Source organism: Trebonia sp., assembly GCF_049794275.1.
Lineage (GTDB): Bacteria > Actinomycetota > Actinomycetes > Streptosporangiales > Streptosporangiaceae > Trebonia.
In genome coordinates, this window is the sequence record NZ_JBARCR010000481.1 from 1 (window position 1) to 12,425 (window position 12,425).

Here is a 12,425-nt window from a genome sequence, read left to right on the forward strand (position 1 = left end):
CCGCCGACGGCCAGCTGCAAAACGCCCTCGTGCCGCCGCGCTGGACCTACGCGGGACTGGACGGTTCGTTCGCGGTCTTTACCGACCGGCTGGCCCGCGCCCCGCTCACCATCCAGCCGCTGCGTGGCCAGTCGGTCCGCGGATCATGGGTCAAGGACGTGTCGGGCACCCCGGCAGAACCGGCGGCGGCCACCGTGTTCACCCCGCACGGCGCCCGCGTGGTCCGCTCGGTGGCGGCGATCCCCGGCTGGACCGTCACCTGGGACCCGCGGGACGGCCGGTCCGTGACGCTGGCCGTCGCCGTCGACGGCCGGGTCCAGGCCGTCGACGTGCCGCCAGGGCTCGGCACCCTCGTCTTCAGCTACAACGCGCCGGACTTCACGGCCGGCTTCGCCGCGTCGCTCGCCGCCCTCGTCATCCTCACCGGGCTGCTCCTCGCGGCCGCCTTGTCGCGAACCGCGGCACGGCGTGCGGCTCAGACCGGGTTACCTGGCCGGATGGGCCATGGTGTCGATGACCGCGGAAATGGCCAGGAACAGCACATCATCCTGGCCGGGCGCGACCTCGACCCCGTAGGTATCCCGGGCCCGGAACCATCGTTTGGACACCTCGGCGACCTTGGTCCCGTCGCCCTCGATGGTGTACTCGTGGTCGACGATGTTGCCCTGGACGTGCAGGTCCGGGCCGTCTTCCATCTTCGCTATCCACCGCTCCCGCAGCGGCGCGATCATGGCTTTTTTGACGATCGCGATCCGCTTCCCGTCCGGCCCTTCGATCTCCATGCTGTCCCGCAGATGCAGCATCCGTTCCTGGATCTTGCACAGTTCACGGCCGTCCATGTCCTTGAACAGGATGGTCTTCCTGATCCGCAGCGCCTTGCCGTCTAGCTTGAAGACCCGCTCCCCGTTATCGTTTTCGATCTCGTAGTCGTCGCCGATGGAGAGCATGCGCTGGCGCATCTTGTACCGCGTGGCGTCACTGTCGAAGCGCCGCTGCTCCCGTCTCTTCCTGCCGAACAATGCCGCCCCCTCGCCGTTGTCGCCGCACCCCGTCCGTCACGCCCATGGTTGGGCTGGCAATGCCAGTGTGCCTCATCCCTGGCGGGTGAGACCTGGACAGTCACCACTAGTCCGTTCCGAATGATCTATTCCTCCCGGAACCCGAGTGCGATGCTGACAGTGTTGATCTGACCTCAGGGGAGGTCGAAGAAGACCGCAGGAGGAGGAAACGCGATGACGACAGGGCTCGACGTGACCTCGGCGGGCAGCCGGCCCGGCGGTGGGCCGTCGGCGGCGGAAGCGCTGCGGCTATACGAGTCGATGGTGCTGATCCGCCGCGTCGAGGAGCGCCTCAGGGACGACAGCGCCGCGGGCAAGCTGCCAGGGGCGGTGCACCTCTACATCGGCGAGGAGGCGGTCGCGGCCGGGGTCTGCGCGCACCTCGAGGACCGCGACTACGCCACCTCGACGCACCGCGGCCACGGGCACTTCCTGGCCAAGGGCGGCGACGTGCGCGCCATGATGGCCGAGATCTGGGCCAAGCGCGAGGGGATCTGCCGCGGCATGGGCGGCTCGATGCACGTCGCGGACATCTCCAAGGGGATCCTCGGCGCCAACGGGATCGTGGGCGCGGGGCTGTCGATCGCGACCGGGGCGGCGTTCGGCGCGAAGCTGGACGGGGACGGCAAGGTGGCGGTCTGCTTCTTCGGCGACGGCGCCTCGAACCAGGGCGTGCTCATGGAGACCCTGAACGTGTCGTCGCTGTGGGGGCTCCCGGTGGTCTTCGTCTGCGAGAACAACGGGTTCTCCGAGTTCACGCCCAGCGCCGAGGTGACGTCGGGGCGGATCCCTGACCGGGCGCGGGCGTTCGGCGTGCCGGTCGCCGAGGTGGACGGCAACGACGTGACCGCGGTGTGGCAGGCGGCAGGCGAAGCAGTCCGGCGCGGGCGCGCGGGCGGCGGGCCGTCGTTCATCGAGGCGCGCACCTACCGCATCCAGGGCCACTTCGAGGCCGAGTCCTTCGTGCTCAGCGGCGGGGGATACCGGGCGGAGGAGGAGATCGAGACCTGGCGGCAGCGGGACCCGATCGCCAGGTTCCGGTCCGCGCTGACCTCGGCGGGTACCGTCCCCGCGGCGGACCTCGACAGGATCGACGCCGAGGTCGCCGACCGCGTGGCGGACGCCGCGGCCTACGCGGAGGCCGGCGAGCCCGCCGACCCCGAACTCGCCGAGACGCTGATGTTCGCACCCGAGGAGGCCTGAGCCATGGCCCGTACCCGTCTCATCCAGGCCATCCACGACGGCATCGTCGAGGAGATGGCGCGCGACCCGAAGGTCATCGTCTACGGCGAGGACGTCGAGCTGTCGATCGTCGGCGACCTGCGCGGGGTCCACGAGCAGTTCGGCCACGACCGGATCCGCAACACCCCGATCTGCGAGACGACGCTGACCGGCATGGCGGTCGGCCTCGCCTCGGCCGGCTACCACGTGGTCGTGCAGATGATGTTCTCGAACTTCCTCTACACGGGCATGGACGCGATCGGGAACCAGATGTCCAAGCTCCGGCTGATGACCGGCGGCCAGATGGAGCTGCCGATCACGATCATCGCCACCATCGGCGGGGGCTCTTCCAACGCGGCCCAGCACTCCGACACCTCCTACCCGATGCTGATGAACCTCGGCGGGGTGAACGTGGCCGTCCCCGCCACGTCCGCCGACGCGAAGGGCCTGGTGAAGACCGCGATCCGCAGCCCGAACCCGTGCTTCGTCCTCGAGCCGAACGGCCGCGGCGGCGATCAGGGCGAGGTGCCCGACGGCGAGTACCTCGTCCCGTTCGGCAAGGCGGCCGTGCGCCGGGAAGGCGGCGCCGTCACCGTGGTGGCCATCGGGCGCATGGTCAAGCCGGCGCTCGCCGCGGCGGCCACGCTGGCGGATGAGGGGGTGAGCGCCGAGGTTATCGATCCGCGCACCCTGGTGCCGTTCGACACCGACGCGGTGCTCGCTTCCGTCGCGAAGACCGGCCACCTGGTCGTCGTGGACGAGGCGCGCGAGTGCTGCTCGGCGGCCAGCCAGATCGCCGCCGTGGTCGCGGAGCAGGGCTTCGCCCTGCTGAAGGGCCCGATCCGGCGGGTCACCACGCCGAACGTGGCCATCCCGTACGCCCCGAACGCGGAGGCGCACGTGATCCCTGGCGAGGCCCGCATCGCCGCCGCCGTGCGTGAGCTGCTCGGGCGGACCGGCCGGAGCGAGAAGGTGCTCGCGTGAGCGTGCTGCGGGTGCGGGTCAAGCTGCCGAAGATCGGGATGACGATGGAGGAGGCGACGGTCGTCCGGTTCTGCCGGCAGCCCGGCGAGGCGTTCAGCAAGGGCGACCCGCTGTACGAGATCGAGACGGAGAAGATCAGCCAGGAGGTGACGGCCACCGGCGACGGCGTGATGGTCGAGCACGCTGTCCCCGCGGGCAGCGACGTGCGGGTCGGCGAGGCGGTGTGCGTGGTCGAGATCGACGGAGTGCCGGGATGACGGCGCTGCCGCCGCCGCGGCTCGGGGAGCTGTTCCACATCGGCTGGGTCGTGCGGGACTGCGAAGCAGCGCAGGAGGAACTGCGTACGCGCCTCGGCGCGGGCCCGTGCCTGAGCATGGGGGAGGAGTCGCTTTTCGACCAGGTGCTTGTCCACGGCAAGCCGGTCCCGGTCTCTCTGAAGATCGCCTTCTGCGCGCTGGGCGGTGTGCTGGTCGAGCTGCTGCAGCCTCTCGACGACCGTTCCCCGCACGCGGCGTTCCTCGCCGAGCGCGGCGAGGGCATGCACCATCTCGCCTTCGTCGTGACAGACTTCGACGAGCAACTCGCGGCGGCACGCAGGGACAATCCGGAGCGGACCCTGCTCATCGACGGCACCGGCCCGGGAAACCCGTTCCGCTGGGTCTACCTCGACGGTGCCGACGCCCGCGGAACGGTGACCGAGCTGTGGGAACGAACACCCCAGTCGCAGGCGCTGTACGACAGCGTCCGTAAGCTGGTGCGCCGATGACCGAGATTCCGGTGGACGAGGACGTCCGCGGTTACATCGACGCGATCCCCGCCGCACACCGGCCGCTGTTCGACCGGCTGCACGGGCTGATCCACCGTGCCCGTCCCGACGTGACCGTCGTCATGTCGTACAAGATGCCGACGTACAAGGCGGGCGGCCGCCGCGTGCTCCTGGCTGCCTGGAAGCACGGCATCTCCGTGTACGGCTGGCGGAAGGACGACGACGGCGGGTTCGTCGAGCGCCATCCCAGGCTCAAGACCAGCACGGGGACGATCCAGCTCCGGCCGGACGACGCCGCCGCGATCAGCGACGAGGAATTCCTCGACCTGTTCCGCGGCGCCCTAGCCGGCTGACCCGCGGCAACCCCGGTCAGCCGCCCGGCGGAGGCAGCCCAGCGTCAGTGTCAGCGTCAGTGTCAGCGTCAGCGGAGGGCGCTGACCGGAATCGTCCCCGCTACCGTCGTGCCCCGCCGCGGCGCCGACTTCACCTGCAGGCTGCCCCCGAGCGCGCCCAGCCGGTCGGTCATGTTGAGGAACCCGGCGCCCAGCCCGCGCGTCCGGGAGTCGAATCCCTTCCCGTCGTCGGTGACCTGGAAGGTCAGCGTCCCGGCGTCCTCCCGCACGCGCAGCGCGAGCGTGGCGTGCCGCCCGGCGTGCTTGCAGGCGTTCTGGATCGCCTCAAGGCAGCAGAAGTAAACGGTGGCCTCCACCTCGGCCGGGTACCTGCGGAGCTGGGCGACGTCCACCGTGGCGGGCAGTGTGGACCAGCGTGCCACCGTCGACAGGGCGGTCGGCAGCCCGTTTTCCGCCAGCAGCGGGGGATAGATGCCGTGCGCGAGGTCGCGCAGCTCCCGGGTCGCGTCGTTGACCTGGCAGCGAGCCTCCTCGAGGAGCTCCTTCCCTAGGGCCGGGTCTTCTTCGCCCAGGTCGGAGACCATGCTTAGCTTGATGGCCAGCGCGGTGAGGTGCTGCTGCGCGCCGTCGTGCAGGTTGCGCTCGATGCGGCGGCGCTCGGAGTCGCCCGCGGCCACCACGCGGGCGCGCGAGGCCTTGAGCTCGGCGGCCTGGCGCTGCAGCCCGTCGAGGGACTTCTGCAGCGCGGAGTCGAGCTGCTCGTTGTGGACGGCGAGCTCGGCGCGCTGGGCCTCGATGAGGCGGCGCTGCAGGAAGTGGGTGCGATAGCCGCGTTCGATCGTGTACCCGGCGACCATGCCGATGATGACCGACGACAGGAAGAAGAAGTTATTGGAGACCAGGACCTGCGTTGGCGTGTGCTTCACCCACACGGCTACCAGCTCATAGCCGATGATCATGACCAGGCACGCCTGCGTGGCGCAGGCGAACCGCAGCTGCAGCATGGTGTACGCCCACGGGATCACCAGCAGGAGGCCGGCGTAATAGCGGTAGCCCACAGTTGGCGGGGCGATGGCGATCATCGCCACGATGCCCAGTCCGGTCCAGATCGCCATGCCGGTCAGGACAGGCTGCATGACGGGCCTGAACCATCGCGTGAACGTGAGCCGCAGGACGACCAGCGCGACGGGGCAGAAGAACGCGTACCGGATCAGCCATATCCACTTGGCCGCGCTGGGGACGATGTACAAGTCAAGAATCCCGAAGAGCGCGTAGAGCACGATCGCCAGGACCAGCGCGAGGCGGGCGAACGGCAGCGAGCGCTCGACGTGGTACTCGACGAAGCCCGGCTCGAGATCGTCCCCGAACCGCAGGCGCCGGGTCACGGGAAAGACCGCGCTCAGGCCGGCCGGTTTCTGTGCCGTCTCGTCCTCAGCGGGAGGGGCCAGCGGCAGGACGAGGCGGCGTAGCCGGCGACGCGGGTTCCGGTGCCGGACGAAGGCAGCCAGGAAGGCGGCACGGCCGTGCCCGCTGTCCGCTGATTGGCGCCGGGTGCCGTCAGCGAGCCCGTTCTCGAGGCCTAGACCCGCGGATCCGGGCATGCCATCCGCTGCGGTTCGCTCACTGCGCCCGCGCCGCGTGCTGTGCGGCAATAAGGCCTGAGGCTAGTCATGATTGCTTTCCGCTCCCCCCCGAACGCTTACCCGAATAGTCCCCTTTGCGGCAGGAATCTGGTACTGGTGATCGGCCCTAGCCACGAAAACTAGGGTGGTTGACCAATGGTGACCTGCCGCGGCTCAGCCCGCAAGACCGCGAAGCGCGAGCCTTTCCGCCAGCTCGGCGGCCGGAATCCCGAAAGACCTGTTGATCCGCGGTCCCTCCGGGGTCATGTCGAAGACGGCGAGGTCGGTGTAGACGCGGGACACGCAGCCGGCTCCGGTGAGCGGATAGGTGCAGCGCGGCACCAGCTTGGCCGCCCCGCCCCGGGTGAACAGCGACATCATGACGAACACGCTCTTGGCGCCGATGGCCAGGTCCATGGCGCCCCCGACGGCGGGGATGTCGTCCGCGGCGCCGGTATGCCAGTTGGCCAGGTCGCCGCCGGCCGACACCTGGTAGGCCCCGAGCACGCAGAAGTCCAGATGCCCGCCCCGCATCATCGCGAACGAGCTGGCGTGATCGAAGTACGCCGCGCCTGGCAGCTCGGTGACCGGGATCTTGCCCGCGTTGATCAGGTCCGGGTCCACGTCCGCGCCGGCCGCCGAGGGCCCCATGCCGAGCATGCCGTTCTCCGTGTGCAGCACGACGCCGGCCTCGGGCGGCAGGTGGTCGGCGACCTTGGTGGGGTGGCCGATGCCGAGGTTGACGAACGAGCCGGGCGGGATGTCCCTCGCGATCACCGCGGCGAGCTGGTCCATCGTCAGCGGCCCGGTCATCGCGCACCCCCCTCGACCCGGACCACCCGGTCCACGTAGATGCGCGGCGTCACCACCGCCTCGGGGTCCAGCGAACCCGCCGGAACGACGTCGGTGACCTGCGCGATCACGGTGCGGGCGGCCGTGGCCATCACCGGCCCGAAGTTGCGCGCCGTCTTGCGGTACACCAGGTTTCCCAGCTCGTCGGCGCGCCAGGCCGAGATCAGCGCGACGTCGCCGTGGATGGGGTACTCGAGCAGGTAGGTGCGCCCGTCGATCACCCGCGTCTCTTTGCCTTCGGCGAGCGGCGTGCCCACCGCGGTCGGACAGTAGAAGGCCCCGATGCCGGCCCCTGCCGCCCGCATGCGCTCCGCGAGATTGCCCTGCGGGACCAGCTCCAGCTCGATCTTGCCGGCCCGGTAGAGCTCGTCGAAGACGTAGGAGTCCGATTGCCGCGGAAAGGAGCAGATGACCTTGCGCACCCGGCCTGCCCGCAGCAGCGCGGCCAGGCCCGTGTCGCCGTTGCCCGCGTTGTTGCACACGATCGTCAGGTACCCGGCGCCCTGCTCGATGAGGGCGTCGATGAGCTCGGACGGCATGCCGGCCAGGCCGAATCCGCCGACAAGCACGGTAGCGCCGTCCGGGGTATCTGCCACCGCGTCGAGTGCGGAGGCCGGGAACTGCGTCCTGCTCACCAGCGCACTCAGGCCGACACCACGGTCATGACCGTGTGGCCGATCGTGATCTTGTCACGCTTCTTCAGCAACTGGTAGGAAAGGACGCGGCGCCCGTTGAGCGATGTGCCGTTCCTGGAGCCGAGGTCTTCTATGTACCACAGGCCGCGAACGGTCTGGAAACGCGCGTGCTGCCCGGAAGCGAAGTCGTCGTCGATGGCGAGGCTGCCCTCCCGGCCGACGGTGAAGTCCGTACCGAAGGTATGGCGCTGGTCTCCGATCTGGAGGACCAGCGGCTTGCCGTGTGACTCGGCGATGGTGCTGCCGGCTTGCCCGGCGACGGCGGACACGGCAGCCTGCCAAGCCTTCTGCTCTTGCTTGCTGAGCTCTTCCCACTCTGGGAGAGAGCTGGGAAGGGCGGCGCGGTGCGCGTCGTAGGCAGCCTGCGCGAGGCGTTCGATGAGGGAGGCCACCTATTGATAGTGGGCCGCGGTCCCCGGCACACGCAAGCTGATCGGTTCAAAGGTGAACGCGGATATCGCGCAAGGCGAGCTGCATTTCGGCGGCCGTGGCGAAACGGTCACGACTGGCCGGGGCGCATGCCGTTATGAGGAATTCCGCGAGATCAGGCCCGAGGTCCTGGCGAATCGTTCTCGGGTCGGTTACGGGCCCGTCGATCACGGGCAGCGCATTCGGGTACGGGTGGCTGCCGTTGCAGAGCAGCTGGTAAAGCAGCACGCCGACGGCGAACAGGTCCGTGGAAGCGTCCCAGCTGGTGGAGTCGGCGTCGGGCGGCTGATAACGCGGCGTGCCGGACTGCGTATGCACGGGGTCGCCGACCCGGGAGGCGATGTTGAAGTCGAGCAGTTTCACCCCGGTGCGCGTGAGCATTACGTTGCGCGGTTTGATGTCGCGGTGGATCAGCCCGCGCCCTTCCGCATCGGGATGAAAAGCGGCGAGCGCGTCCAGCAGGTCGAGCGCGACGTCTAGCGCCTCCCGGTCACGAAGGTTCCGCTCTCCCGTGACGAACTCCTCCAGCGACTCCCCCGCGATGAACTCGATAATGAGATACCAGTCGCCCGCCTTGGTCTGGCCTGCCCAGAAGACCTCCACCACGTTGGGGTGACGGATCTCCCGCAGGGCGCCGATCTCGCGGCGCACCGCCTCATGCCCGGCGGCGGTGGCGAAGAGCTTGAGCGCGCGCTCCTTATCCTCGACGTCATCGCGCACCCGGTAGACCTTCGAAAATCCGCCCTCCCCGAGTTTCTCGAGAATCTTGAAGCGGCCGTCGATGACGTCGCCGACGGCGTAGTCCGCGGCCCTGGCCACGGACCGCGTCGCAGTCGGGGCAGGTTCCGGGAGAGCCCTGGTGCCGCCGTTGCCGTGGCGCGGTTCGGCGGCCGGAGCCTGGGGGAGATCCTTGCGCTCAGGAGGCGTGAACCGTCGGGTACGCCGGCGCTTGCCGCCAGAGTCCTCCCGGACGTGCTGGATTCCCCCGACGGCGTAGACCAGGCACGGATGCAGCACGTAGGTGTTCGCGTCCGGCGGATAGTGGAACTGCTCGACGTCGCTCATGGAGTAGAACCTGCGGCGTCCGGACTCGTCGACATATCCCAGCAGGCCGTTCTGCCACAGTACGGCGGCGAGGTTCGTCACCTTCTCGAAGTGCTGATCCACCACTTCCTGCAGTGCCGCCAGGTCCCCTCGCGAGAACCGGTCCACGCCCATCATCTGGACGAAGGAGCGAACCTCCTCCTGCACCCCGCTGATGTATGCCTGGGTGCTGGTGAACAGTTCGGAGTATTCCTGCAGGGCGGCGTTCGGCGGCATCAGGTCCGACGAGATCTGGTTGGCGCACTGCGCGAGCTGCGAATCGCCGAATCGCTTGGCGCACCGTTGCACCACCGCCTGCAGGGCCTCCACGGAAAGTCCGGCATGGCCAGCCTGCTTCTGGCGCAAGACCTCCTCGCTCAGCTCGTTGCCCAGCGAGATGATGTCGCGCGGGATCATCCTCGTGTGGCTGAGCAGATAGTCCTCGATCGTTTCGTCCCCGTCGAGTCCCTGGCAGTCGCCGTTGAGCCCGAGCCAGTCGCGGATCGTGGGGGGTCCGGTGCTGGTGCGCCGCATCAGCAGTGATGGCGGGAGCCGCTTCAGTTTTTGCTCGAGCAGGTAGAGCAGCGAGTCGCGGTTCCAGGTCAGCACCCGGATGTGCGGTTCGTTGTAGTACCGCGGCGCGTGTTCTGACAGGTACACCGATGACATGACGATGTCGCGGATGCAGATGACGACGTGCAGGCGGCCGCCCAGCTTCTGGTCGCGGAGCAGCCGCATGACCTGGTAGAACAGTCCCTCCTGACACTTCAGCCAGTACATCGGGGCATGGCTGAATTCCTCGTCGACCGCGTCGAGGTAGAAAAAGACCGGCTTGCAATGGCTGACAACCTCGCCGAGCAGATGCTCGAGGTCGTCCCAGAGCGGATCGTCGAGGTATGCGGACAGCTGATGGGCGGTCTGCCGCTGATTGATGATGTCGCGCAACGCGCTGTAGATCGACCGGGGCCGGATGAAGTCATCGAGCAGCCGGGTGTACGACTTCTCGAGTTCTTCGGCCTCCTCGTCGCGTACTTGCGGGCGCAGCTCGGGATTGCGCAGCAGGTTCGAGACCAGCGACCGCGTGATCGCGCGCTCCCAGATCTGCATCCACTTCTCGACCAGGACGCGATCCGAGAACCACTGGCACGCTTTCACGATGACTTCGGTCTTCGGCAGGCTCTGCTGCGCCACATCGGCGTAGACAGACTCCTGATGCGCCTGAAAATCCTGCAGGCGCCGCAGGTAGACCGTCTTGCCCGCGCCGAGCTTTCCCACGATGACGCGCACCGCCGCGTCGTTGGCGCGGGTCGCGAGGTGGCCATACGCCGGATTGCCGCCGAAATCGACGAACTCGCTGAGTACGTCCTCGATGTCGGCGCGCGACCCGTCCGGATTGCCAAACGGCCCCACAGGGTCAAGCCGACGTCGCCTGCTTGCCATGTTCTCTCCCAACGGGAATCGTACCCGCCGCGGGAAAAAGCTCTAGGGCCTGATTGATAACCCGTCGGCGCTGGCCTGGCCGGAGTCGGAGACCGGTGTCCAGGTGGCGGCCTGGTAGGCGGGGCCGCCGTCGTTCAGCAGCCGCTCGGCCTCGGCGTGCACCGCCTCGACGGGCTGCTCCAGGTTGAGCGACTTGCGGAACGGCTGCCGCACGTCGCGCTCGATGCGCAGGTAGACCTCGCCGCGGTTGCCCTCGGGGTCGAAGAAGTAGATGCCGTAGGCGTTGCCGTGGGTGACTTCCTGCTGGACGGGGACGCCTTCTTCCTTGAACCGCTGGTGGTAGGCCTGCAGCGTCTCCACCGAGTCCACCCGCCAGGAGATCTGGTGCGACAGCATCGACCCGGGTGCCGCGGTGCGGCCGCGCTGCAGGACGAACTCGTGGTGCTCGACGTCCGGCTGGGCGCTGAAGAAGACGATGCCCTGCTCCTCGTCCTCGTCGGTGACGGTCAGGCCGATCACACGCTCGTAGAAGTCGCGCATCGCCGGCAGGTCAGTCACCCAAAGCCCGGTGTGGCCGAGGCCGAGAATCGCCACGTTGCACCTCTTTCGTCTAAGGAACGCCTCCTATTCTCCTTCGCCAGTTTTCCTTCGCCGGCGCGGGCGCTACCCCAGCTGGTCGCGGCGGCGGGTCAGGTAGGCGATCTCGGCAGTGTTGCCCGCCAGCTCGATGGCTGTGTCGTACGCCGCGCGCGACTCCTGACCGCGGCTCAGCCGGCGCAGCAGGTCGGCCCGGGTCGCATGGTAGAGGTGATAGCCGGCCAGCTTGTCCTCAAGACAGTCGACGGCCGCCAGTGCCACCTCCGGGCCGTCGAGCTCGGCGACCGCGATGGCCCGGTTGAGGGCGATGAACGGCGAGGGGTCGAGGCGGACGAGCTGGTCGTAAAGGGCGACGACCTGCCACCAGTCAGTGTCACGTACGTCACGGGCGGAGGTGTGCACGGCGCTGATCGCTGCGAGGATCTGGTAGCGACCCGGCGCCACGCCGGCGGCCAGGCGCTCGCGCACCAGCCGGTGACCCTCGGCGATCAGCCCCGCGTCCCAGGTCCCGCGGTCCTGCTCGACGAGGGTGACCAGTTCGCCGCTCGCCGAGATCCGGGCGGTGCGGCGGGCCTCGGTGAGGAGCATGAGCGCCAGCAGCCCGGCCACCTCACCGTCATCCGGCAGGAGGGCACGGATCAGCCGAGTGAGCCGGATCGCCTCGGCGGTCAGGTCGTGACGTACGGGATCGGTGTCGGGGCCGGTCGCCAGGTAGCCCTCGTTGAAGACGAGGAAGAGGACGGCGAGTACGCCGGAGACGCGTGCCGGGAGATCCTCAGCGGACGGCATCCGGTAAGGGATGCGGGCCGCCTTGATCTTGGCCTTCGCGCGGGTGATCCGCTGCCCCATGGTGGTCTCCTGCACCAGGAAGGCGCGGGCGATCTCGGGCACGGTCAGGCCGGCGACCATGCGCAGCGTCAGCGCCACGCGGGTCGCCATCGCGAGCGCCGGGTGACAGCAGGTGAAGATCAGCCGGAGCCGCTCGTCGTCGATGGCGCCGGGAGGCTCGGGCGGGTCGTCGTCGTACAGCAGCTGAGCCTCCTTGTGCTTGTCGCCGCGCTTGTTCTCTCGTCGGATCCGGTCGATAGCCTTGCGGTTGGCGGTGGTGGTCAGCCAGGCGCCGGGGTTGGGGGGTACGCCGTCGGCCGGCCACCGCCCGACGGCGGTCGCGAACGCCTCGGCCGCCGCCTCCTCGGCGATGTCGAGGTCACCGAAACGCCTGGTCAGGGAGGCGACCACCCGCGCCCACTCCTCGCGGTGGGCCTGGATGACCGCCTCCTGGACGTCCATCACGCTCACTCGCCGAGGAACGGCCGCACCTCGAC

14 protein-coding genes are annotated in these 12,425 nt (G+C 68.8%); 5 read left to right on the plus strand and 9 right to left on the minus strand.

What is annotated here, in order from left to right:
- Nucleotides 1-46 precede the first annotated feature (46 nt).
- Nucleotides 47-349 (minus strand): hypothetical protein, encoded by a 303-nt coding sequence (locus WA805_RS13135; RefSeq protein WP_422275157.1) that lies wholly within the window; start codon nt 347-349, stop codon nt 47-49.
- Between the two features lie 136 nt (nt 350-485).
- Nucleotides 486-1,019 (minus strand): LURP-one-related/scramblase family protein, encoded by a 534-nt coding sequence (locus tag WA805_RS13140; protein ID WP_422275155.1) that lies wholly within the window; start codon nt 1,017-1,019, stop codon nt 486-488.
- Nucleotides 1,020-1,232: 213 nt separating this feature from the next.
- On the opposite strand from WA805_RS13140, the gene WA805_RS13145 reads away from it, so the two are divergent.
- The 5 genes from WA805_RS13145 to WA805_RS13165 are packed head-to-tail and all read left to right on the plus strand — an operon-like array spanning nt 1,233 to nt 4,382.
- On the plus strand, nt 1,233-2,261 hold the full coding sequence (locus tag WA805_RS13145) for a thiamine pyrophosphate-dependent dehydrogenase E1 component subunit alpha (protein WP_425242471.1): 1,029 nt from the start codon (nt 1,233-1,235) through the stop codon (nt 2,259-2,261).
- Between the two features lie 3 nt (nt 2,262-2,264).
- Nucleotides 2,265-3,263, plus strand: a complete 999-nt coding sequence (locus WA805_RS13150) for an alpha-ketoacid dehydrogenase subunit beta (protein ID WP_422287268.1) — start codon at nt 2,265-2,267, stop codon at nt 3,261-3,263.
- Nucleotides 3,260-3,520, plus strand: a complete 261-nt coding sequence (locus WA805_RS13155) for a lipoyl domain-containing protein (RefSeq protein ID WP_422287266.1) — start codon at nt 3,260-3,262, stop codon at nt 3,518-3,520. The genes WA805_RS13150 and WA805_RS13155 overlap by 4 nt, the downstream gene beginning before the upstream one ends.
- On the plus strand, nt 3,517-4,029 hold the full coding sequence (locus tag WA805_RS13160) for a VOC family protein (protein WP_425242472.1): 513 nt from the start codon (nt 3,517-3,519) through the stop codon (nt 4,027-4,029). Before WA805_RS13155 ends, WA805_RS13160 begins: the two co-directional genes overlap by 4 nt.
- Nucleotides 4,026-4,382: an iron chaperone gene (locus tag WA805_RS13165; protein ID WP_422275145.1), complete on the plus strand. Its 357-nt coding sequence runs from the start codon at nt 4,026-4,028 to the stop codon at nt 4,380-4,382. Before WA805_RS13160 ends, WA805_RS13165 begins: the two co-directional genes overlap by 4 nt.
- A 68-nt stretch (nt 4,383-4,450) precedes the next feature.
- Here WA805_RS13165 and WA805_RS13170 read toward each other — a convergent pair whose 3' ends face one another.
- The 7 genes from WA805_RS13170 to WA805_RS13200 form a co-directional block, all read right to left on the minus strand.
- Complete coding sequence (locus WA805_RS13170) at nt 4,451-5,983, minus strand: sensor histidine kinase (protein ID WP_422275143.1); 1,533 nt, start codon at nt 5,981-5,983, stop codon at nt 4,451-4,453.
- 195 nt (nt 5,984-6,178) lie between these two features.
- Nucleotides 6,179-6,817: a 3-oxoacid CoA-transferase subunit B gene (locus WA805_RS13175; RefSeq protein WP_422275141.1), complete on the minus strand. Its 639-nt coding sequence runs from the start codon at nt 6,815-6,817 to the stop codon at nt 6,179-6,181.
- Nucleotides 6,814-7,491, minus strand: coding sequence for a 3-oxoacid CoA-transferase subunit A (locus tag WA805_RS13180; RefSeq protein ID WP_422287261.1), 678 nt, complete (start codon nt 7,489-7,491; stop codon nt 6,814-6,816). Before WA805_RS13180 ends, WA805_RS13175 begins: the two co-directional genes overlap by 4 nt.
- Before the next feature lie 8 nt (nt 7,492-7,499).
- On the minus strand, nt 7,500-7,943 hold the full coding sequence (locus tag WA805_RS13185) for an FHA domain-containing protein (RefSeq protein ID WP_424561900.1): 444 nt from the start codon (nt 7,941-7,943) through the stop codon (nt 7,500-7,502).
- Between the two features lie 46 nt (nt 7,944-7,989).
- A complete protein-coding gene (locus WA805_RS13190; RefSeq protein WP_425242473.1) occupies nt 7,990-10,503 on the minus strand; it encodes a serine/threonine protein kinase in 2,514 nt (837 codons plus the stop codon).
- Nucleotides 10,504-10,545: 42 nt separating this feature from the next.
- Nucleotides 10,546-11,097: a VOC family protein gene (locus WA805_RS13195; RefSeq protein WP_422275133.1), complete on the minus strand. Its 552-nt coding sequence runs from the start codon at nt 11,095-11,097 to the stop codon at nt 10,546-10,548.
- Between the two features lie 69 nt (nt 11,098-11,166).
- A partial coding sequence (locus WA805_RS13200; RefSeq protein WP_425242474.1) for an RNA polymerase sigma factor occupies nt 11,167-12,425 on the minus strand: 1,259 nt, incomplete at its 5' end.

Excerpts from the sequence above, each read along its gene's own strand:
- WA805_RS13145 (WP_425242471.1), top strand. The coding sequence starts at position 1,233 with ATGACGACAGGGCTCGACGTGACCTCGGCGGGCAGCCGGCCCGGCGGT.
- WA805_RS13150 (WP_422287268.1), top strand. The coding sequence starts at position 2,265 with ATGGCCCGTACCCGTCTCATCCAGGCCATCCACGACGGCATCGTCGAG.
- WA805_RS13160 (WP_425242472.1), top strand. The coding sequence starts at position 3,517 with ATGACGGCGCTGCCGCCGCCGCGGCTCGGGGAGCTGTTCCACATCGGC.
- WA805_RS13165 (WP_422275145.1), top strand. The coding sequence starts at position 4,026 with ATGACCGAGATTCCGGTGGACGAGGACGTCCGCGGTTACATCGACGCG.
- WA805_RS13170 (WP_422275143.1), bottom strand. The coding sequence starts at position 5,983 with ATGCCCGGATCCGCGGGTCTAGGCCTCGAGAACGGGCTCGCTGACGGC.
- WA805_RS13175 (WP_422275141.1), bottom strand. The coding sequence starts at position 6,817 with ATGACCGGGCCGCTGACGATGGACCAGCTCGCCGCGGTGATCGCGAGG.
- WA805_RS13190 (WP_425242473.1), bottom strand. The coding sequence starts at position 10,503 with ATGGCAAGCAGGCGACGTCGGCTTGACCCTGTGGGGCCGTTTGGCAAT.